A 22,506-nucleotide genomic window follows, 5' to 3' on the forward strand; every position below is an offset into this window, starting at 1 on the left:
TCAGCAGATGAAGCGAAGGGGATTATTATTTTGCGGCTTATTTGTCCTAGCCCTGATAATCGTGTATTTGCAGCCAGTATTCATGCAAAACGCTTCAGATTCAAGAATGACGATCGAAAACCCAATCAAAGCACCAACGACCATGAATTATGAACCAATCGCAGCCCAAGGATTAGCTGAATTGATTGGGGAGCCTGTTTCTGATTTTGAAGAAATCTACGGGCTTCCAGTTCAAACGTATCGCTCGGGCTACGAGTTTGAAATTCGGGTCTACAATCAATTAGACGATCAGCAATATGTTGAGATCAATACTGATGGTGAGAGTGTGCAGGCAATCAAAGTGATCGGCGCCGGGGGATCTTCCCTAGCGCCCTTTGCAATGGGCATGACCTTGACTGACTTGACTGAGCTGACCATGATTTATCCAAATTTTACCTTGACACAAAATGATCGCACCATCAGTTTTGAATTGATGGAAGAAGATATGAACTACCGACCCTTAGTAGCGTTTGATAATGGGACATTTGCTGTTTTATTCTTTGATCAAGAGACGGCTCAACTGCAGGCGATCACTTATTTGGATCAGACGACCCTGCTTAAGTTAGCGCCCTATCCCTTGACAGAAGGAGAACGACCGCTGTTTCAAGTTTCGCAAACGATTGACCAAGCACAAGCTGATCTTGAAAAAGAGACGTTAGCCTTTGTCATTATTGATAAGCTTCGTAATCAAATCGGTTTAGAAAGCTTTGTACAAGATACCCAGACGCATCAAGATGCGGTCGGACTTTTAGCAGATTTGACGAATAATCTATCGGATCATTTGACCTCTCAACGCATCCATTCCTATCAACGTGCTCTTTCTTCGGAAAAAACGAGTAATTTTGTTTTGACGAACGATGAGTGGCAGGAGTTATTAGCAGCGAAGGAGTTAGAGGCTTCTGCTTCGATTTTTGAAGCGCCTGTCTATGATCCAACCTTTACTATTTTATCTTGGTTCAGTAACCCAAGATTTACTGAACGTTTGACCCATGAACAATCAGAAAAGATAGGAATTGCTTTTTCTGAAGCAAATATGGTAGTCTTAGTGCAAGAAGATGTAGAAGGGACCGAGGATAGTACATCAGATGATTTACGATGAAGCCTTTTTCGAGATTGAAGATCAAATCGATTCACTTGTGACGGCAATCAAAGCGAGTGAAACGTGTAGAAACTATCAAATAGCGAAACAAACCATGCATCAAGATCCTGTTGCTCAGGAATTGATGCGAACGTTTTTAGAAAAAAAGCTGGATTTTGAAAGAATTGAAGCGTACGGCGCATATGCCCCTGATTTCAAAGAGAAAAAGCGTGCGATGCGCACAGCTAAGCGACAGCTGGATCTCAATGAGCAAGTGAGCGAGTACCGCTGGAGTGAAACGCAGCTGCAGCGTTTGCTGGATGAACTGACCGTAGCGATCTCTACGTGTTTTTCACCAACTGTCAAAGTGGATGCTGGAAGTCCTTTTTTTCAATCAAAATCAAGTTGTGGAGGAAATTGTCATGCACGAGGATAAAACGCCTTTTACGATGCAGAAGCGTCGAGGATTGATCGTATGGGTCTACAGCCTACGTCAACTAAAAAATTTGCGTCGTTTTGGCTTCGTTCATTATGTGTCACGCAAAATGAAATACGTGGTCATGTATTTGAACGAAGAAGAATACGAAAGCAAAAAAACAAAAATCGAGCAGTTTCACTTTGTTCGACAAGTTGAAGCTTCCTATCGACCAGATGTCGAAATGGATTTTGCTGAAAAAATTGGTACATCAGCAGCCTATCCAGTGAAAGATGAAGGGTTTGATATCGAAGAAAAAAATACGATGATTCGATTGGCAGAAAACGTGTAATAGAAAAGTGGGGGTGCCTTGAGTCACCGCCATTTTTTTATTGCTATTTATAGAAACAGTGCTATATTTGTATTTACGAAGATCTTGGAGGGAAAAACGCATGCGTGTAGTAGCCGGAGAATATGGTGGCCGCAGATTAAAAAGTCTTGCTGGAGATAACACTCGCCCCACGACAGACAAAGTAAAAGGGGCGATCTTTAACATGTTAGGGCAATATTTAGATGGAGGAGTTGTACTGGATCTGTTTAGTGGGAGCGGGGGCTTAGCGATCGAAGCGGTCTCTCGTGGTGCGGAGCATGCCGTTTGTGTCGACCGTAGTTTTCCAGCTATCAAAGTGATCCGTGAAAATATTGCAATAACCAAAGAACCAGAAAAGTTCACGGTACTAAAAATGGATGCCAATCAAGCCTTACGCCAGTTTGCAGCTGAGGGACAAAGCTTTGACTATCTATTTTTAGATCCACCTTACGCAAAGCAAGAGATCCTGCAACAGCTAGAAGCTATGCTTAAGGATGAATTGATTCGTCCGTTTGCTTATGTGGTTTGCGAAACAGATAAGTCCATCGTCTTGCCAGAAAAGATTGGTTCTTTGCATTTGATGCGCGCCCAAACCTATGGCACATCTGCGGTGACGATCTATAGAAATGAGGGATAACATGAAAAAGATTGCTTTATTTCCAGGAAGTTTTGATCCGCTGACGTCAGGTCATGTGGATCTGATTGAGCGAGGCGCAACGCTTTTTGATGAACTGATCGTGGGTGTTTTTACAAATACCAATAAAAAAAGTTTTTTTACAAGTGAAGAAAAAGTTCATCTAATTGAAGAAGCCCTCGCTCATATTCCAAACGTCAAGATTCTGGCGCAAGAAACGGAGCTGACGGTCACGATCGCGAAAAAACTAGGCGCCAAGTTTCTGCTTAGAGGCATTCGCAGTGTGAAAGATTATGAGTATGAGCGGGACATCATGGAAATGAATCATCACTTAGAACCTTCCCTGGAGACCGTCTTTCTTTTAGCAGATGCAAAGCATAGTTTCATCAGCTCCAGTTTGTTGAAAGAAATCTTAACCTTTAACGGCGATGTTGCGGAATATTTACCACAAAATATCTACGATGCTATAGTAAAGAAGCGTGATACCAATGAATCTTAAATCAACGATCAAATATGTTCTCTTGTTTGTTTTAGCACTGATCATCGCAGCCTGTGCCTTTTTGCCGATTCCTTATTATATCGAGCAACCTGGTGCAACGATCGATTTAAAAGAATTGATTACCGTCAATCAAAAAGAAGACACCTCAGCCGGCTCCTTTTCTTTAACCAGTGTCGGGATACGACAGGCTACCGTGTTTACGGCGATTGGAACAAAATTCAATGAATTTCAAGACTTGATCAGTGAGGAAGAACTTTTAGGCGGTGCGACAGATGAGGAGTACAATCGCATCCAGCGCTATTATATGGAATCCTCGCAAAATAGTGCGATTGAGCAAGCATTAAAGCTGGCAGACTTGCCTTATGAAATGACCTATAAAGGGGTCTATGTCATGGGGATCGATCCAAATTCCAGTTTTGCGGGGAAAATATCCGTTGGAGATACCGTCACCGCTGTCAATGGCAAAGAATTTAAAAGTAGCCAAGACTTTATCGACTATGTACAAAGTCAAACCATTGGTGATGAGATCACCGTAACTTACTTGCAAGATGGTGAAGAAAAAGAAGCAACAGGCAAATTAATTGAACTGGAAAGCAATCAAAAAGCAGGTATCGGTATCTCACTCGTCGATCATACAGAGATCACTTCTGATGAAGAGATCGTGATCGATTCTGGCAATATCGGTGGGCCTTCAGCTGGGTTGATGTTCACCCTTGAAATCTATGAACAGCTAACTGGAGATAACTTGCGTAAAGGCCATAATATTGCTGGAACCGGAACGATCTCAGCTGATGGGACGGTTGGTCGAATCGGTGGGATTGACAAAAAAGTAGCGAGTGCCAGCGAAAGTGGAGCAGAAATCTTTTTTGCTCCGGACGATGAAATCACTGATGAAGAGCGTGAAATAGATCCTTCCATTAAAACGAATTACGAAGAGGCAGTGGCAGCAGCGAAGAAGTTAGACACAGACATGAAAATCGTTCCGATCGCCAATGTCCAAGATGCATTGGACTACCTAGCAACACTAAAAGAAGCAAATTAAAACGGCACTTGCCGTTTTTTTTAGGCTCTTTGTCAATAAGGACTGATGAGTTGTGCAAAATCAAATCTGGGTCAGAATGAACCTCATTCTGGCTCAGATTTTTTGTTATCTTACTTTGATTAATTGATTGATCAAAAAGATTCTAATTCTCATGTTCTCGAATGATTTAAATCCGTAGGATACTCGTTTCATTGTCTTTATGTGGTTATTCTTCGCTTCTATTTTTCCATTGGAATAAGGATAGATCATTGCGTTGGTGATGCCTTCTTCATAGGTCAGAAGGTTTTGAAGCTTTTCCCGAAAGCTGTCATCCAACGTTTCGGGAAGTTCTGCTAATAAGGAGAAAAATAAGTCAGGGTCTTTGTCTCGAAAGGCTTCAACTAATTCATGAAAAAAGGGATACGCCTCCTTTAGGGGCGCAGAAAACTCAAGCAATCGATCAATCATCATTGCTTCAGTAAGAAATGGGTATTTTGGCGCTCGGAAACTTTTCCATGTTTTGTATTCATAATGGTTGATGTTTGCACGATTTTTTAGCAAAAAGCGCCAGTTCTTTTTCAGTTTTTCTGCTTGGCTTTTCTGTCCTGCTTTACGAAGTTCATTCATTTCACGGATACGCAACTCATTGAACGCTTGATTCATGTGTTTGACAATATGAAACCGATCAATCACTACTTTCGCATTTGGCAGAACACGTTTGGTGAGCTGGAAGTAGGCGGCGTTCATGTCTGCCACCAAGAATTCTACTTCTTCCGGATTGGTACAACCTGAGAAATAGCTTGTTAATCGGGGTAATTTACGCGTAGGCAAAACATCTATTAATTTTCCTGTTTCGCCATCTGCGCAAATAAAGCTCATTTTATCTTCTATGGAAGCATGCGAACGAAATTCATCAACCATCAATACTCTTGGGAGAATCTTCTTAGATTGTTTTGGTAAATAGCTTTTAAACTCTTTCAATGTACGAATAACGGTGGTCAAAGATACCTGACAGCTTTTCGCAATAAAAGATAAAGATACTTTTTCAGTCAGTAAAGAAGCAATTTTATATCTAACATGATTTGCGATTGAATGTCTGGGTTGGACAAAATAACTTTGAGCCGTCCAATGGGTGCGGCAGTTTTTACAGGTATAGCGCTGCTTTTTTAGGCGCATAACCAAAGGCATATGATTGTATTGTTCAAAACGGACAATCGTTTCCTTTTTTCCATTTTTCACTATAATTGCTTTCCCGTTTCCATCTACCACAGTAGAACCACAACTTCTACAAGCACGAGGAGTAGGCGAGAGAACAGCATCGACGACCAACGTCTTTTTCTTCTGAAGGGTCTCGTAAGAGACCTCTGTAATCATCAAATCTTTCTCTATTATTCTCAGCATTTTTTTGATAGAATCATTCATATAGCATATCGTCCTCTCAGTTGTTTATTTTGTGGTGATTTAATCATACTAGAGAACGATATGTTTTTTAATACCTAAAATGAAAATGGGGCTGAAGAATCAATTCTGATTCATCAGTCCCATAAATTATAGAGCCTTTTTTTATTGTCTAAAGAATACAGTAGGATCAAAGAAAAGGTTATGCTATACTTTTAAATAAGGAGTGTGAATCTAGTGGAATTAAAAAGACAACAACCGATCGTTGAAGCATATCATTTTGATATGAAACCGAAAGACAAAGAAATGGAAACAAAATTGAATGTCGGCTTTGCGCCGTTAAAAGTCAAAGATGAAGAATATATGGAAAAAAACAGTATTATTGGTGCCCGCTTAGAATTCCAATTGGTGTTCCCTGATTACGTTTTGTCAGGACGTGTCGGACAAGTCAATCATATTTTGAATCGCAAAGTCAATTCTGGAGAGGATTTGACGAAAGCCGAAACTGATCGCTTGGTTGAGCCCTTGTTTGATATCGTCAAACGCTTGACTTATGAAGTGACAGAGATCGTGACCGACAAACCAGGTTTACAATTGAACTTTAATACCAATTCGAACGCTGCGCAAGAAGCGAAGGAAGCAGACGAATAACGAGAAATAGGAGGGATGCCCATTGTTTTCCAATCAAATGCAAGTGATGCTATACGTTGACGATGTGACGAAAGCAGTTGAGTTTTGGCAAGAACTAGGGTTTGTGATCATTGAACAACAAACCGTTGATGGAACATCCGTCGTTGAAATCGCGCCATCAAAAGAGGCGGAGGCACATTTTGTCTTATATGACCGTGAGTTTATCGAAACACATTCACCTGAAGTCGCTTTGAATTCCCCATCGATCATGTTTTTTGCAGAAGATATTACGATACTTTATAAGAAGCTTTTAGAGATGGAAGCAGAAGTGGGTGAATTGATTCAGATGGAAGAACAACTGGTTTTCAATTTTGCCGATCCGGATGGCAATTATTTTGCTGTATCAGGAAAATAGCTTTTGTCGATCGTAACCAATCATTCGTCCTTTTGAACCCGACTTTATGTTGTCGTACTGTTCAGGACAAATGGTTGGTTTTTTCGTTTTATTGCAAGACATTTTACAGGCAAAGGTCTAAAATTGATAACAAGAGAATCAATTGCCTTTAAGGAGGAAATGACTATGCAAAACTATCTATATGCAATCAGTGATATTCATGGAATGGCCGATCTGTTTAAAAAACTTCTTACCGATTATGACCCTAAGCTCCATCAGCTGCTTTTGATTGGTGACTTAAATGATCGGGGGCCGAAGTCAAAAGAGTGTTTTTTTCTGGGAAAAAAGTTAGTCGAAGAATACCAAGCGATTTATTTACGCGGCAATCACGAAGAGTATTTTCTGCAATTTCTAAATGCCCCTGAGGATTGGTTTGCCGCTTACGTACGCAATGGCGGCAAAGAAACGATTGAAAGTCTTTTGCATACAGGCGCTACTGAGGAGTATTCGCCGACGGAAATCGCCTTAATGATCCGCAGTAGCTATCGAGACTTAATAGAGTTTTTGATGGAGCGACCGCTTTATTACGAATGGGGAAAGTATCTCTTTGTTCATGCGGGCGTGGATTTAAGTAAAAAAGATTGGCGTAAGACCGCAGACCATGATTTTATCTGGATTCGCGAGCCGTTTCATAAAGGAAAAAACCGTACAGGAAAAACGATCGTTTTTGGCCATACCATCACGCCCATGCTGCATGGAGATATGCAGACGACGGATCTATGGCAACAAGACGACAAAATCGGCATCGATGGCGGGGCAGTATTTGGTGGATCGGTGCATGGCGTGATTTTTGATGACAAAGGGATCGTTCAGGACATCGAATACCAAAATTTAGCAGGTCCTTGGCAACCAGACTTTTAAAAGTCTTTTTGAGAAAAGACAGAAGCAGCCATAACAAGAGTCGCGAAAGCAACATTGTTTTCGTGCAATCTTGTTCGCTCAATGGCTGTCTTTTTTATGTTAAAATAGCAAAAGCAACAAAGGAAAGGTGAGAACAAATGGCAGAAATGAATCAAGAGGTACTTGATTTAGTAAAACAAGAATTAACCGCTTTTACCCAAAAACAAATCAGTACGGTGTTGCAGTTATTGCAAGAAGGAAATACCGTCCCCTTTATTGCCCGCTACCGTAAAGAAATGACGAATGGACTTGACGAAGTTCAGATTCGAGAAATTGAAGAGCGATACCAGTACTTAGAAAACTTAGAGAAACGCAAGCAAGAGGTTTTGCGTTTGATAGAAGAACAAGAAAAGCTAACGCCTGAACTATCACAGGCGATTTTAGCTGCGACAAAAATGCAGGCCGTCGAAGACCTGTATCGTCCTTATAAACAAAAACGACGCACCAAAGCGACGATCGCCAAAGAGAACGGCTTGGAACCATTTGCTCAGTGGCTGTTAAGCTTCCCAAAAGCAGGTGACGTTCAAGAAAAAGCGGCCGAATTTATCAGTGATGCTGTTCCTACTGTAGAAGATGCCTTAGCAGGCGCGCACGAGATCATTGCAGAAGGCGTTGGTGATACTGCAGAGTTTCGTAGTTGGATCCGCAGCTATTACACAAACAAAGGACTGTATCAAAGCACGGTCAAAAATGCTGAAAAAGATGAAAAAGGCGTTTATGAAATGTATTACGATTTCCAGCATCCTATCAATAAGATGGTATCCCACCGAATTTTAGCCACTAATCGTGGGGAACAAGAAGACATCTTGAAGGTCGCCCTTGTGGCAGATGAAGAAAAAATCATGGATTACCTACGTCGCAAATTGATCACGAATAGGGATTCACCCGCAGCCGGTTTTGTTGAAGCTGCAGCTGCTGATGCGCTGAAACGGTTTATTTCACCAGCCATCGAACGAGAGATCCGCAATGAATTGACAGAAAAAGCTGACGAACAAGCAATTGCGATTTTTGGAGAAAATCTTCGCAATCTGTTGCTGCAGCCGCCATTGAAGGGCAAAGTCGTTTTAGGTTTTGATCCAGCGTATCGTACAGGCTGTAAACTAGCCGTCATTGATGAGACTGGAAAAGTACTAGCGATCGAAGTGATCTATCCTCATAAACCAGCGCCTATGAATAAGCGAGAAGCTGCCGGACCAGCGTTTCGTCGCTTATTACAAACCTATAAAGTCGAGATGGTCGCAATCGGTAATGGGACTGCGAGTCGGGAATCAGAGCAATTCGTCGCTGAACAATTAAAATTGATCGATCAAGAAGTATATTATGTGATCGTGAATGAGGCAGGCGCTTCTGTTTATTCTGCCAGTCCGATCGCTCGTCAAGAATTCCCTGATCTGCAAGTGGAAGAACGCAGCGCTATCAGTATTGGCCGCCGTCTGCAAGATCCCTTGGCAGAATTAGTCAAAATTGATCCACAATCCGTGGGCGTCGGACAATACCAGCATGACGTTTCGCAAAAACGCCTCGCTGAACAATTGGATTTTGTTGTTGAGACTGTTGTCAACCAAGTTGGCGTTGACGTCAATACCGCAAGTGCGGCACTCTTGCAGCATGTAGCTGGTTTAAATAAAACCACTGCTCAAAATATCGTGACTTATCGAGAAGAAAATGGTGTATTTACGCAGCGGAATCAACTGAAAAAAGTCCCTCGCTTAGGACCAAAAGCTTATGAACAGGCGATCGGCTTTATGCGGATACCTGGCGGAAAAGTCATTTTGGACAATACCGGGATCCATCCAGAAAGTTATGACACTGCCAAAGAAATTTTGGCGATCGCGGGTATTTCTTTAGCGGAGCTAGGGAAAGAGCAAATGGAAGAAAATAAAGCGAAACTTGCCCAACTACGCCCAGCGGAGCTTTCCGCAAAATTGTCAGTCGGTAAAGAAACCATCACGGATATCCTAAAGGCGTTAATGCAGCCTGGACGCGATATGCGTGATGAAATGCCAGCGCCATTATTGCGTAAAGATGTGTTGAGTATGGAGGACCTAAAACCGGGAATGGAACTGAAGGGAACGGTTCGAAATGTGATCGACTTTGGTGCTTTCGTCGATATCGGTGTCAAACAAGATGGACTGGTGCATTTGTCGAAGCTGAGCCGTTCGTTTGTAAAGCATCCGAAAGACGTTGTTTCCGTCGGTGTTGTCGTAACCGTTTGGATCGAGCAAGTAGATGTCAAAAAAGGCCGTATCAGTTTAACCATGGTCGATCCGGGAAATGCAAAATGACCCAACAAGAACTGCAGCATTTGGTGGAAGAGCTGTCGCTGTCTGTTTTCAACAAACCATTCACGCATCGAGCGGTGTTTAATTCTCGCTTAAAAACAACCGGTGGCCGCTACCATCTAAGTGATCACCACTTGGATTTCAATCCAACCATGCTCACAGAACACGGGATGGAGGTTTTTATCGGCATTATCATGCATGAATTGTGTCATTATCATTTGCACTTAGCAGGTCTTGGTCACCGTCACCAAGATCCTGCCTTTAAAGCATTGCTGGCAAGAACGGGAGGCTTGCGTTATGCACCTCCTGCCAAAAGGACAGCCAAACATCGCTATCGATGCCAAAATTGCGGCTGCGAGATTCGGCGGCAGCGACGTGTGGATATCAAAAAATATGTTTGTGGAAAATGTCGTGGACGTTTGCTAGAAATAGGAAATGATGAGAAAAGTCAAGTCGAAAAATAAAACTCGTTGCTATTTTTTTCATTTTGTATGATAATGTAGGTCGTGTGACAACCTGATATTTGTCAATACACGCGTTTTTTTACGACGCGGATTTGAGAAAAGAGGATTATAATAATGGAAAATCAAAAAAAAATACATCATTTTGTTGGAATCAAAGGTTCCGGTATGAGTTCATTGGCTTTGATTCTGCACGAAAAAGGCTACCAAGTACAAGGCTCTGATGTGGAAGAATATTTCTTCACTCAACGTGATCTAGAAAAAGCAGCGATCAAATTGTTGCCTTTCGATAAAGCAAACATTCAACCAGAAATGGTCATTATCCAAGGGAATGCTTTCCCTGACACCCACGAAGAAATCGTACGGGCAAAAGAACTTGGTTTAGAAGTTACTCGTTATCATGACTTTATTGGCCAATTCATTCAGCCCTATACGAGTATTGCGGTGACCGGTTCTCACGGGAAAACCAGTACGACAGGATTGCTTTCTCATGTCTTAAGCGGCATCCGTCCAACAAGTTTCTTGATTGGCGATGGGACTGGTCATGGGGAACCTGATGCGGAATTCTTTTCATTTGAAGCCTGTGAATACCGTCGTCATTTCTTAGCGTATTCACCGGATTATGCAATCATGACCAACATCGATTTTGATCACCCAGACTACTTCCACTCGATCGAGGATGTCTTCTCAGCCTTTCAATCGATGGCAAGTCAAGTGAAAAAAGGCATCTTTGCTTTTGGTGATGATGAATACTTGCGTAAACTTGAAGCCGATGTCCCAATCTACTATTACGGCGTCAACGATAACGACGATGTCCAAGCAAAAAATATTGAACGCACCACCCAAGGTTCAGAGTTCGACGTCTTTATCCATGGTGAAAATATTGGCCATTTTGTCTTGCCAGCGTTTGGTCAGCACAACATCAACAACGCATTAAGTGTGATCGCTGTGGCTTACAAAGAAGGATTGGATATGAAAGAAGTTGCTGCTGAGATGATTTCATTTCCTGGAGTGAAACGCCGCTTTAGCGAAAAAATCGTGGCGGATATGACGATCGTGGACGACTACGCCCACCATCCTGCAGAAATCAAAGCAACGATCGATGGCGCTCGTCAAAAATATCCAGAGAAAGAAATTATTGCTGTCTTCCAGCCACATACCTTTACCCGCACGATCGCTTTGATGGATGAATTTGCGGAAGCATTGGATCTCGCAGACCATGTCTATCTATGTGACATTTTTGGATCTGCTCGTGAATCACGAGGAGATGTTAAAATTGAAGATCTAGGCAAGAAAATTCAAAAAGGCGGAACTGTGATCAAAGAAGAGAACGTATCTCCGCTATTGGATCATCAAAACGCTGTCGTGATTTTCATGGGAGCAGGCGATGTGCAAAAATTTGAGACAGCCTATGAAAAACTATTAAGCAATACAACTCGTAACGTATTGTAATCAAAGACTCTTGTGGCGTGTTTGCTGCAAGAGTTTTTTACATCTGAAGTTTTTGCAAAAGCAGCACCGCGAACTTGCACTTTTGTCGGCATCTGATAGAATATACTCAGATGAAACTATTCTTTTTGGAGGAATTAAATTTTGAATATAGGGAAACCGCGAAAAATAGGAAAAAGTATTGAAGATATCGAGGAAGGCGATTCGTTATCCTTAACAGAATCGATCGAAGACAATCAACTGCTGTTATATTTAGGGCTGACTAATGATGCCAATCCTTTGTATATACAACATGACTACACACAAAAAACTGAGTACCAGCGTCCCATCGTACCATCCATTATGTTGATGGGGATCATTACCAGTGCCGTATCGAAACATTTGCCTGGTCCTGGCTCTCATGTAGTCAATTTTTCGGTAAACTTTATTGAACCTGTATATCATTATGAAACGTTGACCTTTGAATTCGAAGTGATCAAAGTGGATAAAATGAAAGACGTGGTAACTATTTCGGTTGAAGCGATCAACACAGAAGATCATCGTATTTTAGATGCTGTGGTCATGGTCCAGCCGCCAAAAGCAGTAGCAGAAAATGAGGAGGAACAACAAGATGAATAATTTAAATAATGAAACCGTCCAAGCCCAAGGCTTAAATCGCTTTTATTCAAAAGTGTATTTATTCTTCGGCGTTGGGCTTGCGATCAGTGCGATCTCAGCCTATATATTTGGGGAAGTCTTTCAAGCGCAAACCCTGCAATTTATTGACAACTTTCCGCTAGGGTTTACTGGTCTTTGGATCTTACAGATCATTCTAGTTATTGTATTAGGGGTGAAGGCGCAGAAAAATCCGTCCTTGACCGTTGCTGGCTTTTTAGTCTATTCGCTCTTGAATGGATTGACCTTGTCTGTGACACTGATGATCTATGACTTTGGATCGATCGTGGGAGCATTTGTTTCAGCAGCTGTCACTTTTGGTGTCATGTCAGCATTTGGGATCATGACCAAACGGGATCTAAGTGTAGTTGGTCGTATCGGCTATGGTCTGTTGATCGGGATCATCATCTCGACGCTCTTGAATGTATTTATTTTACGCAGTCAACCGGTTGACTTTTTCTTATCGATCGTGACCGTCTTTGTCTTTATGGGGATCACCGCCTATGACAATCAGCAAATCCGCAATGTATACTTCGCAACGAATGGTGGCGCAAATACAGGAGTGGCCGTTTTCATGGCATTACAACTATATTTGGACTTTATCAACTTATTCCTTGCGTTATTGCGAATCTTTGGAAAAAACAACTAAAAAAAGGGCGAGGAAACTCGCCTTTTTTTTGTATAAAATGAGAGAGAAAACAAAGCAATTCATCGCTTTTGTGCCCGTTCTTTGATAGAATAAAGAGGAACTTTTTGAGAAAAGGAGTAATCAAATGCCAAAAAATAAATTACTACTCGTTGATGGAAATAGTGTGGCTTTTCGCGCGTTTTTTGCGTTGCATAATTCATTAGAACGGTTTAAAAATGCCAATGGGCTGCACACAAATGCCATCTATGCGTTTCATACTATGTTTGAAAATGTGATGGCAAAAGAACAGCCAACACATGTTTTAGTGGCTTTTGATGCTGGAAAAACCACCTTCAGGACAGCGATGTATGAAGACTATAAAGGCGGACGTTCAAAAACCCCTGGGGAATTTAAAGAACAAATGCCTTACATTCGCGAATTGATCAACGCGTTAGGTGTTCAATATTACGAATTAGATAACTATGAAGCCGATGATATCATTGGCACATTGGCAAATAAAGTCGACAAAGAGCTGTTTGATGTCGTCGTTTTATCTGGCGATCGCGATTTGACCCAGCTGGCAACGGAGCACGTGAAAGTTGACATTACGGTCAAAGGAGTTAGCGAAATTGAAAGTTATACGCCCGCTCATGTGGCTGAAAAATATGACGGCCTAACGCCTTTACAAATCATTGACATGAAAGGACTAGCCGGCGATGCTTCCGATAATATTCCTGGTGTCACCAAAATTGGTGAGAAGACAGCCATCAAGCTATTGAAGGAATATGGCTCCGTTGAGGGGATCTATGAACACATCGATGAAATGAAAAAAAGTAAGATGAAAGAAAACCTGATCAATGACCGTGAGATCGCCTTTCTTTCAAAACAGTTAGCAACCATCGATGTGGATGCGCCCATTGAGGTCGATGTCGACAAACTGAAATATGAAGGCAAAGATTTAGAGAAATTGGTGCCATTCTACCAAGAAATGAACTTTAATAGCTTCTTAGAGAAGTTGCAGATTACAGCTGAACCAGTTGAGATGGAAGACATTTTATTTTCGGTCGTTGAAGAAGTTACAGAAGATATGTTCCAAGGAGACACAGCATTGTATGTCGAGATGATGGGGGATAACTATCATTTGGAAGACATCGTCGGTGTTGCTTGGGGCAATCAAGAAAAAATTTATGTCAGCAATCGTGAAGAATTGTTTGAAAGTCCAGTCTTTACCAATTGGTTAAAAGACGAGGAACGTAAAAAATTCGTCTATGATGCCAAACGCACGTACGTGGCATTAAACCGATACACGACAGCACCAAAAGGAATCGCTTTTGATGTTTTATTGGCAGCTTATCTTTTAGACACGAATGATACGAATAATGACATCGCAGGTGTTGCCGCTCACTATGGCTATGATGCGATCCAATCGGATGAAGCGATTTATGGAAAAGGAGCGAAAAAAGGTCTGCCAGCGGATGAGGAAGACTTCTTTGCTCATTTAGCCCGTAAAGTAGCAGCGATTACGAACCTAACACCAAAGCTTACGGAAGAATTGGCAGCGAAGAATCAAACAGCGCTATTTGAAGAAATGGAATTGCCTTTATCAATGATTTTAGCTGATATGGAGATTACTGGAATCAAAGTGGATGCGTCTCGCTTGCATCAGATGAAGGGCGAATTTGCGCAACGGTTGCATGAAATTGAAGAAAAAATCTATGCCGAAGCTGGTGAAACCTTCAATTTAAACTCACCGAAACAATTGGGTGTGATCTTATTTGAAAAAATGGGCTTACCAGTCATCAAAAAAACCAAAACTGGCTATTCGACAGCAGTCGATGTGTTAGAACAACTAAAAGAGCAAGCACCGATCGTTGAAGACATTTTGACTTATCGTCAAATCGCTAAGATCCAATCAACCTATGTAGAAGGCTTATTAAAAGTGATCCAAGGGGATGGCAAAGTCCATACACGATATGTACAAACCTTGACCCAAACTGGTCGATTAAGTTCTGTCGATCCGAACCTGCAAAACATTCCGATTCGTTTAGAAGAAGGTCGAAAGATCCGTGAAGCCTTTGTGCCACGAGAAGCTGATTGGGTGATCTATTCTTCTGACTACTCTCAAATCGAATTACGAGTGTTGGCACATATTTCAGATGATACCCATTTGAAAGAAGCCTTTATCGAAGGTCAAGATATCCACTCAAGCACAGCGATGCGAGTCTTTGGTATCGAAAAAGCAGAAGATGTGACCCCAAATATGCGTCGTCAAGCCAAAGCGGTCAACTTCGGTATCGTTTATGGTATTTCCGATTATGGCTTATCCCAGAATCTAGGAATCACCAGAAAAGCCGCCCAACAATACATTGATACGTATTTTGAAAAATATCCTGGTGTGAAAACGTATATGGAGGATGTGGTTCGTGAGGCGAAGGACAAAGGGTACGTTGAAACCTTGTATCATCGCCGTCGTTACCTACCTGATATCAATTCGCGCAATTTCAATATTCGGACTTTTGCGGAAAGAACCGCCATCAATACACCGATCCAAGGCAGTGCGGCGGATATCTTAAAGATTGCCATGATCGATTTGGCGAAACGTTTGAAAGAAGAAAAATTAGCAGCAACGATGCTGCTGCAAGTACACGATGAACTAGTCTTTGAAGTACCTGAATCTGAATTGCCTCGTCTTGACGCTTTAGTGAAAGAAGTGATGGAGCAAGCCGTTGCATTGCATGTCCCTTTACTGACAGACAGCAATTGGGGCAAAACATGGTACGATGCAAAATAAATGAGGTGAACAGAGGTGCCTGAATTACCAGAAGTTGAAACGGTCCGCAAAGGACTTGAAAAACTTGTTTTAAATAAAACGATCGAATCGGTCGAGATCCTTTGGCCGCGAATCATCGAAAGTCCTGAAGTGCCGATCTTTTCGGCACTGTTGAAAGGGCAACGGTTTGAAAAATTTGAACGACGTGGAAAATTTTTGATTTTTAAATTGACAGATTATGATCTGATCTCTCATCTACGAATGGAAGGCAAGTACGAGTATTTTGAGTCAGACCCGATTGTCGATAAGCATACGCATGTTATTTTCCATTTTACAGATGGCAGTCAGTTAAATTACCATGATGTAAGAAAATTTGGTCGTATGACTTTAGTGGATAAAGACCAAAGCGCAGCCTATAAAGGCATCATGCAATTAGGTCCTGAGCCTAAGCCTGAATTGTTTTTATTGGAAGCATTTGAACAAGGATTGAAGCGGTCTAAAAAAGCCATCAAACCCCTTTTGTTAGATCAAAAACTTGTGACTGGTTTGGGCAATATTTATGTAGATGAGGCGCTATGGCAAGCGAAGATCCATCCTGAACAACCAGCAGATTCGCTAACTCCAGCAGAAGCCAACGTGTTGCATCAAGCGATCATCGATGTCTTGGAACGCGCCGTTGAAGCAGGGGGGACAACCATTCGGACCTATCTCAATGCGTTGGGCGAAGCAGGAAAATTCCAAATGTCATTAAATGTCTATGGCCAAACGGGCAATCCTTGCGAGCGATGCGGGACACCAATCGTCAAGACCAAAGTTGCCCAACGGGGGACGCACTTTTGTCCTCAGTGCCAAAAATTGCATGTGAGGTCCAGCAAATGAGCTTTGTCTTAGGGGTCACTGGCGGGATCGCCACTGGGAAAAGTACCGCAGTCGCGCATTTTCGCTCACTGGGCTTACCGATTATTGATGCCGATATCATCGCCAGAGAAGTCGTTGAACCGAATACGGAGGGCTTGCAGGCGGTGACGCAAGCCTTTGGTCCGCAGATTTTGACCGATGACGGACACCTGGATCGGCAAACCCTCGGTGCCCTGATATTTAATGATCCAGAAAAACGTCGCTTGCTGAATCAGACGCTGTCGCCATTTATTCGACAAGAGATTTTGTCTCAGATCGAAGAAAAAAAGCAGCAAGTGCCCTTGTTGATCGTTGACATTCCTTTGTTATATGAAGCCGACTACGACCAATACATGGATCAAACCGCAGTCGTTTATGTGCCAGAAGCGCTTCAAAAAGAGCGGTTGATGGCACGTAATCAACTGAGTGAGCAAGAAGCGCAACAACGAATCGACAGTCAGCTTTCCATTGAGAAAAAGAAACAACGGGCCGATATTGTCTTTGATAATCAAGGAACGATCGCCCAACTCAATCAGCAGATCGATGATTGGTTAGCATCCTTAAACAAATAGATAAGACAGCAGGTTCCCTTCAGTAAAAGGGAACCTGCTATTTGTCTTTCAATAGCAAACCTAGCCCTATCATTTCTAAAAAACAACTGGCGCTGAAACATGTCGGAAACTGTTTGGTTTGGAAAGTAAGACGATCGTTTATGAATGGTTAAATATCAAAGTACCAGCCCTGATTTATTTTGGGGTCACGATCACGCGATTGCTGGAAAAGGGGTGAAGAACGATCGGCTGATCATAAAAAGAGGTGAGAACCTCCTCAGTAAAAATCGTCTCTCGTTGACCAGCGGCGTGGACTTTGCCGTTTTTTAACATCAGCAAATGAGTGAAAATCGGTAGTAGCTCTTCCGTATGATGGGTAACATAAAGAAGAGTCGGCGTATTCGGCAGCTGTGAAAAAGCCTGCAGACGGGTTAGCAGTTCTTCTCGCGCAAATAAATCAAGGCCCGTACAAGGTTCGTCCAAAATGAGGATCTCTGGTTGTGCCATCATGGCACGTGCGATCATGACAAATTGTTTTTCCCCTTGCGAAAGGACATGATAGGAACGATGGATCAAATGCGACAAACCTAAGTCAGTCAAAAGCTCCTTTGCTTGGATCAGCTGCTCTTCTTCGTAGGACTCATAAAGACCAATACTGGAATAAAGCCCGGAAAGAACGATCTCTTCGGCAAGATCGCGACCATAAAACTTGCTTTGCAGCGCTGAACTGACCCAACCAATGCGCCGTTGAAGATCGGGCACAGACGTTTTTCCGTAACGCTCACCTAAGACCGTTCGTTGACCAGAAGAAGGCCATAAACTTCCCGTGATCATTTGGAGTAATAAACTTTTGCCAGCACCATTCAGACCTAAAATCGCCCAATGCTCATTTTTTTTCACTTGCCAATTGATCGCTTTTAATAAATAGTTCTTGTCGCGAACGAATGAAACCTGTTGGAAATCGAGGATTGTCATCTATTGTCGAACCTTAAATAGGTTCTTCACCTCCAGTTGTAAGAATATTCAGAAAATAATCGCTCATATTATAGCATAAAGAAAAACATTTTGCTGACTGTTTGGTATCGTATTCATATCTTTTGTCAGAAATCAGAATGCTTGTTATGATGAAAGTATACAGGAGGGATGATAACTATGGGTACTTTTAAAGATGAAAAAGATGTGATCGTTGGCAAAGCCAAAGAAAAAATCGGTGAGTGGACCAACAATGAAGAACTTGCCCACTCTGGGAAAGAACAAGCACAAGAAGGTCAAATCAAGAAAGAGCACGATCAAAAACGAGTCAATGAACTAGATGATCAAAATGATGAGCGTGATGCCCGCAATGATCGAACCACCCCTGAAAATGTCAGCAGCGAAGAACTATTGCGAGCTGAAAATCCCGATGCAAATAAAATTTCTTCGAATGATCGACGGGATGCAGACCAGCTGAAGCATTACACAGGAATTGAAGATAAATTATAAACAAATATGGATGCCTTCGTCTTCTAGACGAGGCATTTTTTGTTAATGAGATCAAAGAGAGATTGAAAGAGAACCACCTGCACAGTTGACAATTTCTCAACCTCTCATTATAATCCATTAAGATCGCATGGAAAGCAGCAAAGAAATTGGGAGGTGGTCATCAAATGCTTATTTATGCATTGTGTACGACTGTCAAGAAAGTAGAACAGCCGCAATAGGAAACGGAAAATTAGAAAGAAGGCTTTTTTATGATCGAACCTTACCAATTTCATTCAATTAAACATCAAGTATACCAATTAGTACGAACGTATCAATCGGTCAATGATCCTCGAACGATCAAAACGGTTGAAACGATGACAAAAGACGCCATAGAACAATTTTTTCCTGAAGAAGAAACAGCGCCACGTGAAATTTTAGCTGCTTTCTTTCAACCAGGGATGACGATCAGTCGCAGCAATGAGCTGTTAACAGAGCTCAAAGAGTACGTCCGACCCTTTCAGGTACCGACAACAAAACAAATTGAAAAAATGTTTCGGAAAGTAAAAAAACTAAAAATACCTGATTTTGCTTCCGTTGATTTAAAAGAGACCACCTATCTTTCTTGGGATGATATCGGTAGTCAAAGCAAGTTTATGATCATTGCCACTGAAGAAGGGTTTACAGGACTTCACGGTCATGTCTCAACCGAGGTCAAGAAAGGAATCTGTCCCTTGTGTCAGCATGAGGGGAATGTCTCGATGTTTCTTTCTTTGACGAAAAGCAATGGCGATGGAACGTATACCAAACGGGGGAACTATATTTGCCGTGATAGCCAACGGTGCAATCAGCAGATGGAACAGCCAGCAAATTTGCATGACTTTGTTTCTTTGCTGCAAATGAAAGATAAATAACGAAATGAAACGGCAGAAAGATTTCTGCCGTTTTTTCAAATTCAAAAAAACAGTAGTTATAACATTATTTAAATTTTGTATTAAATGAACAGAATAAACCACTTTGGCTATTGTACCAACGGATTTCATGTTATAATTAATCATAGAAACCGATGACTTTACGTAAATACGTAAGCGCATAAGAGAGAAAATGAGGTGGAACTATGCAATGTCCAAAATGTCATCATAACAATTCTAGGGTAGTTGATAGTCGACAAGCCGATGATGGACGTGTGATTCGCCGCCGTCGTGAATGCGAAAATTGCGGCTATCGCTTTACAACATTTGAACGTATCGAAGAGGCACCCCTACTTGTCATTAAGAAGAATGGTGCCCGTGAAGAATTCAATCGAGAAAAAATCCTAAGGGGTTTGATTCGTTCTGCTGAAAAACGACCAGTGACAATGGATCAGATGGAAACGATCGTCGATCATGTGGAAAGTCGTGTTCGTGCTCTTGGTGAAAATGAAATTTCTACAACACAGATTGGTGAGTATGTGATGGAAGATTTAGTTGATTTAGACGAGATCGCTTATATCCGTTTTGCCAGTGTCTATCGCCAGTTTAAAGACATGTCAGTTTTCTTGAAAGAACTACAAGACATCGTCGAAAAAGCGAAAGAACCACAAGAATAGAGGGGGACAACAAGTGGGCAATAGTTTACCGAATCAATCGTACAAAGTGTTCAAAAGCCGTCCACTTACAACGGAAGGAAAAGACGCCCTCATTTATTTGTATCAACCAATTATTGAAAGTGATGCTTTAGCGTTGTATTTGACACTCGCAAGCGATGTCCAAGCCCAAAGCTTTTCTGGCGAGGAGTCGATGACGACCGTGCATCTAGATATCTTGAATGCCATGAATGCGGGAATGCCTCGCTTCATAAAAGCCAAGCAAAACTTAGAGGGCATCGGCTTGCTAAAGTCTTATGAGAAAGCAGATGCTCAAAACGGGAGCTCGTATCTGTATTGGTTGCAAGAACCGGTCCATCCAGCAGCGTTTTTTCAAGATGAATTGTATGCCTATCTGTTGTTGGAAAGAGTCGGAGAGCGTAAATTTAATCAGCTGGTCAAGCTGTATCAACCAAAGCAGTGTTCTTTAACCGATTATCAGGAAGTGACTCAATCCTTCTCAGCCGCCTATGGGTTAAATACCGCACGTTTTGCTTCACATGAAGAAACGTTACAGGCAGTCAGTGATTCTTTTCAAGAAACCAAAGAGAACTTGGTGCTTGACGAAAAGCAGTTGGATTGGGACTTTCTTTTATATGAAGCGCAGCGTCGGTATATCCGTGCCGCTAATTTCACGCCAAGTTTTCGACAAAAGTTAGTTCTATACCATTCTTTATATGGCTATGATGTGTTGGAATTGTTGGATTTGATGGCGGACAATGTTTCTTTGACAACAGGCGAGGTCGACCAGAAGAAGCTGGAACAAGCCATCATGAAGAAATCACGACAAACATTCACGAAAACATCAAAAAGAGAAGATCCCCAAGCGGAAAGTCAGTTGCGCCGCTTCAATACCTTAAAACAGAATGGTTTTTCAGAAAATGATGTCTTATTGATTCAAGAAAGTGAGAACAATGCACCGATCGCTTTTCTCAAGGCGATCAAAGCGGAGAAAAACAGTTTTATGACCGATTCAGAACAATGGCTGATCAAGAGCCTTGTCGAACGGTCACCATTGCCAAATAGTGTGATCAATGTGCTGGTTCATTATGTCTTGGTGGTCCAAAACAATGCCGCTTTGTCAGGAAATTATGTGAACAATATCGCCGCCCAGTGGTCAGAATTAAAAATTGGCACGGCAGAAGATGCCATCAAACATGTTCGGAGCCTTGTTCGAAGTGCCAAGGAAAAACGCAGCCGACCACAAACCAGCGGCAAAAAAATCATTCGCGAAGAAAAGCTGCCTTCTTGGGCTGAAAAACCAGTGGAAGAGACAGCATTAACGCCAGAGCGGCAAGCAGAATTAGATAAAAAACTGCAAAACTACTTGCATAAGAAAGCTGGTGACAAGTAATGGAAGATGTAGGGAAAAACTTAGGAAAACTATTGGATAAACGCAATTACCGTGATCAGTTTTCAGCAATGATGGCAGAGGTTTTACAAGATCCTGATGTCAAAGCGTTTATTGCCGAAAATGAAGAGGTATTGACCGAAGCAGATATTCAAAAAAGCTATGCGAAACTGTATGAGTTCGTCCAAGAAAAGCGGAAATTCCGCATCAATGATCCATCCATGATCGCACCGGGTTATGAGCCGCGCTTAGCGTTAAATTTTCATTTTATTGACGTCACCTATGTACCAACGAAAGAACTACTGGCATATCAGAAACAAGAAGAGATCCGCAGTCGCATCAAAGCGATGGATATGCCTAAAGATATACAAGAAGCAAGTTTTGCAGATTATCAGCAAACGCCTGGCCGAATGGAGGCCATCGCAGCTGCCGTTGATTTTATTAGTGAGTTGACAGCCAATCCACAGGAGTTTCATAAAGGACTATACTTTGTGGGGAGTTTTGGGATCGGAAAAACCTATCTGCTTGGCGCGATCGCCAGAGATTTAGCGGAGGCAGGCTACACGACGACATTGGTTCACTTCCCGACATTTGCAGTAGAGATGAAGCAAGCAATCGGCAAAGATCAGGTGGGGGATAAGCTGAACGCAGTGAAAAAAGCCCCAATCTTAATGATGGACGATATCGGTGCAGATGCGATGAGCAGTTGGATTCGTGATGAAGTCTTCGGTGTGATTCTACAATACCGAATGCAAGAGCAACTCCCGACGTTCTTCACCTCGAATTTTACTATGCATGAGTTGGAGCAGCATCTTTCAGTAACGCAACGCGGCGAATCCGAACCATTAAAAGCCAAACGTATTATGGAGCGTATTCGTTACTTGACACAAGAAATCCAAATGACGGGCAAAAATCGACGAAATGATGCCTAAAAAAACCATTA

At 42.0% G+C, this 22,506-nt stretch carries 24 protein-coding genes; 22 read left to right on the forward strand and 2 right to left on the reverse strand.

The window, feature by feature from the left end:
* Positions 1 to 7 precede the first annotated feature (7 nt).
* From IGI71_RS07695 to IGI71_RS07720, 6 genes are all read left to right on the forward strand, one after another.
* Positions 8 to 1,138 (forward strand): CAP-associated domain-containing protein, encoded by a 1,131-nt coding sequence (locus IGI71_RS07695; protein ID WP_015509623.1) that lies wholly within the window; start codon positions 8 to 10, stop codon positions 1,136 to 1,138.
* Positions 1,125 to 1,553: a YlbF family regulator gene (locus IGI71_RS07700; protein WP_005225985.1), complete on the forward strand. Its 429-nt coding sequence runs from the start codon at positions 1,125 to 1,127 to the stop codon at positions 1,551 to 1,553. Before IGI71_RS07695 ends, IGI71_RS07700 begins: the two co-directional genes overlap by 14 nt.
* On the forward strand, positions 1,540 to 1,884 hold the full coding sequence (locus IGI71_RS07705) for a YlbG family protein (RefSeq protein ID WP_005225986.1): 345 nt from the start codon (positions 1,540 to 1,542) through the stop codon (positions 1,882 to 1,884). Before IGI71_RS07700 ends, IGI71_RS07705 begins: the two co-directional genes overlap by 14 nt.
* A 100-nt stretch (positions 1,885 to 1,984) precedes the next feature.
* The gene (gene rsmD / locus IGI71_RS07710; protein ID WP_430616290.1) at positions 1,985 to 2,539 is read left to right on the forward strand and encodes a 16S rRNA (guanine(966)-N(2))-methyltransferase RsmD; all 555 of its coding nucleotides are present in this window, start codon (positions 1,985 to 1,987) and stop codon (positions 2,537 to 2,539) included.
* Position 2,540: 1 nt separating this feature from the next.
* Positions 2,541 to 3,035 carry a pantetheine-phosphate adenylyltransferase gene (gene coaD / locus IGI71_RS07715; protein ID WP_128488720.1) on the forward strand — a complete coding sequence of 165 codons (495 nt, stop codon included), beginning with the start codon at positions 2,541 to 2,543 and terminating at the stop codon, positions 3,033 to 3,035.
* On the forward strand, positions 3,025 to 4,077 hold the full coding sequence (locus IGI71_RS07720; RefSeq protein WP_005235759.1) for a SepM family pheromone-processing serine protease: 1,053 nt from the start codon (positions 3,025 to 3,027) through the stop codon (positions 4,075 to 4,077). Before coaD ends, IGI71_RS07720 begins: the two co-directional genes overlap by 11 nt.
* Before the next feature lie 105 nt (positions 4,078 to 4,182).
* Here the strand turns inward: IGI71_RS07720 and IGI71_RS07725 are convergent, their stop codons facing one another.
* Positions 4,183 to 5,478: an ISL3-like element ISEfa11 family transposase gene (locus IGI71_RS07725; protein WP_430616291.1), complete on the reverse strand. Its 1,296-nt coding sequence runs from the start codon at positions 5,476 to 5,478 to the stop codon at positions 4,183 to 4,185.
* 213 nt (positions 5,479 to 5,691) lie between these two features.
* Between IGI71_RS07725 and IGI71_RS07730 the strand changes: the two genes are divergently transcribed.
* The 11 genes from IGI71_RS07730 to coaE all read left to right on the forward strand — a co-directional run bounded on the left by IGI71_RS07730 (position 5,692) and on the right by coaE (position 17,151).
* Positions 5,692 to 6,105: a DUF1149 family protein gene (locus IGI71_RS07730; protein WP_005225990.1), complete on the forward strand. Its 414-nt coding sequence runs from the start codon at positions 5,692 to 5,694 to the stop codon at positions 6,103 to 6,105.
* Between the two features lie 22 nt (positions 6,106 to 6,127).
* Positions 6,128 to 6,499 (forward strand): VOC family protein, encoded by a 372-nt coding sequence (locus IGI71_RS07735; protein ID WP_015509625.1) that lies wholly within the window; start codon positions 6,128 to 6,130, stop codon positions 6,497 to 6,499.
* Between the two features lie 165 nt (positions 6,500 to 6,664).
* A complete protein-coding gene (locus IGI71_RS07740; RefSeq protein ID WP_005231330.1) occupies positions 6,665 to 7,399 on the forward strand; it encodes a metallophosphoesterase family protein in 735 nt (244 codons plus the stop codon).
* A gap of 137 nt (positions 7,400 to 7,536) precedes the next feature.
* Positions 7,537 to 9,723 (forward strand): Tex family protein, encoded by a 2,187-nt coding sequence (locus IGI71_RS07745; RefSeq protein WP_430616292.1) that lies wholly within the window; start codon positions 7,537 to 7,539, stop codon positions 9,721 to 9,723.
* Positions 9,720 to 10,184: a SprT family protein gene (locus IGI71_RS07750; protein WP_128431929.1), complete on the forward strand. Its 465-nt coding sequence runs from the start codon at positions 9,720 to 9,722 to the stop codon at positions 10,182 to 10,184. The genes IGI71_RS07745 and IGI71_RS07750 overlap by 4 nt, the downstream gene beginning before the upstream one ends.
* Before the next feature lie 114 nt (positions 10,185 to 10,298).
* Positions 10,299 to 11,633: a UDP-N-acetylmuramate--L-alanine ligase gene (gene murC / locus IGI71_RS07755; protein ID WP_430616293.1), complete on the forward strand. Its 1,335-nt coding sequence runs from the start codon at positions 10,299 to 10,301 to the stop codon at positions 11,631 to 11,633.
* A 141-nt stretch (positions 11,634 to 11,774) separates the two neighbouring features.
* On the forward strand, positions 11,775 to 12,248 hold the full coding sequence (locus tag IGI71_RS07760) for a MaoC family dehydratase (RefSeq protein ID WP_005225996.1): 474 nt from the start codon (positions 11,775 to 11,777) through the stop codon (positions 12,246 to 12,248).
* Complete coding sequence (locus tag IGI71_RS07765) at positions 12,241 to 12,933, forward strand: Bax inhibitor-1/YccA family protein (protein WP_010748195.1); 693 nt, start codon at positions 12,241 to 12,243, stop codon at positions 12,931 to 12,933. The genes IGI71_RS07760 and IGI71_RS07765 overlap by 8 nt, the downstream gene beginning before the upstream one ends.
* Before the next feature lie 124 nt (positions 12,934 to 13,057).
* Positions 13,058 to 15,703, forward strand: a complete 2,646-nt coding sequence (polA, locus tag IGI71_RS07770) for a DNA polymerase I (RefSeq protein WP_005225998.1) — start codon at positions 13,058 to 13,060, stop codon at positions 15,701 to 15,703.
* Positions 15,704 to 15,718: 15 nt separating this feature from the next.
* On the forward strand, positions 15,719 to 16,561 hold the full coding sequence (gene mutM / locus IGI71_RS07775; protein ID WP_430616294.1) for a DNA-formamidopyrimidine glycosylase: 843 nt from the start codon (positions 15,719 to 15,721) through the stop codon (positions 16,559 to 16,561).
* Positions 16,558 to 17,151, forward strand: a complete 594-nt coding sequence (gene coaE, locus IGI71_RS07780) for a dephospho-CoA kinase (protein WP_221692991.1) — start codon at positions 16,558 to 16,560, stop codon at positions 17,149 to 17,151. The genes mutM and coaE overlap by 4 nt, the downstream gene beginning before the upstream one ends.
* Positions 17,152 to 17,325: 174 nt before the next feature.
* Here the strand turns inward: coaE and IGI71_RS07785 are convergent, their stop codons facing one another.
* Positions 17,326 to 18,105 (reverse strand): ABC transporter ATP-binding protein, encoded by a 780-nt coding sequence (locus IGI71_RS07785; protein WP_221692990.1) that lies wholly within the window; start codon positions 18,103 to 18,105, stop codon positions 17,326 to 17,328.
* A 168-nt stretch (positions 18,106 to 18,273) separates the two neighbouring features.
* Here IGI71_RS07785 and IGI71_RS07790 point away from each other — a divergent pair, with 168 nt between their 5' ends.
* The 5 genes from IGI71_RS07790 to dnaI all read left to right on the forward strand — a co-directional run bounded on the left by IGI71_RS07790 (position 18,274) and on the right by dnaI (position 22,495).
* Entirely contained in the window at positions 18,274 to 18,612 is a 339-nt protein-coding gene (locus tag IGI71_RS07790; protein ID WP_016609515.1) for a hypothetical protein, read from the forward strand.
* Between the two features lie 248 nt (positions 18,613 to 18,860).
* Entirely contained in the window at positions 18,861 to 19,502 is a 642-nt protein-coding gene (locus IGI71_RS07795) for a FusB/FusC family EF-G-binding protein (protein WP_005226003.1), read from the forward strand.
* Positions 19,503 to 19,705: 203 nt separating this feature from the next.
* The gene (gene nrdR / locus IGI71_RS07800; protein WP_005226004.1) at positions 19,706 to 20,176 is read left to right on the forward strand and encodes a transcriptional regulator NrdR; all 471 of its coding nucleotides are present in this window, start codon (positions 19,706 to 19,708) and stop codon (positions 20,174 to 20,176) included.
* 13 nt (positions 20,177 to 20,189) lie between these two features.
* Entirely contained in the window at positions 20,190 to 21,566 is a 1,377-nt protein-coding gene (locus tag IGI71_RS07805) for a replication initiation and membrane attachment family protein (protein WP_430616295.1), read from the forward strand.
* Entirely contained in the window at positions 21,566 to 22,495 is a 930-nt protein-coding gene (gene dnaI / locus IGI71_RS07810) for a primosomal protein DnaI (protein WP_005226006.1), read from the forward strand. Before IGI71_RS07805 ends, dnaI begins: the two co-directional genes overlap by 1 nt.
* The last annotated feature ends 11 nt before the right edge of the window (positions 22,496 to 22,506 follow it).

Origin of the sequence: Enterococcus sp. DIV1279b (genome assembly GCF_050531515.1) — a bacterium.
In the GTDB taxonomy this organism is placed as follows: Bacteria; Bacillota; Bacilli; order Lactobacillales; family Enterococcaceae; genus Enterococcus_D; species Enterococcus_D casseliflavus.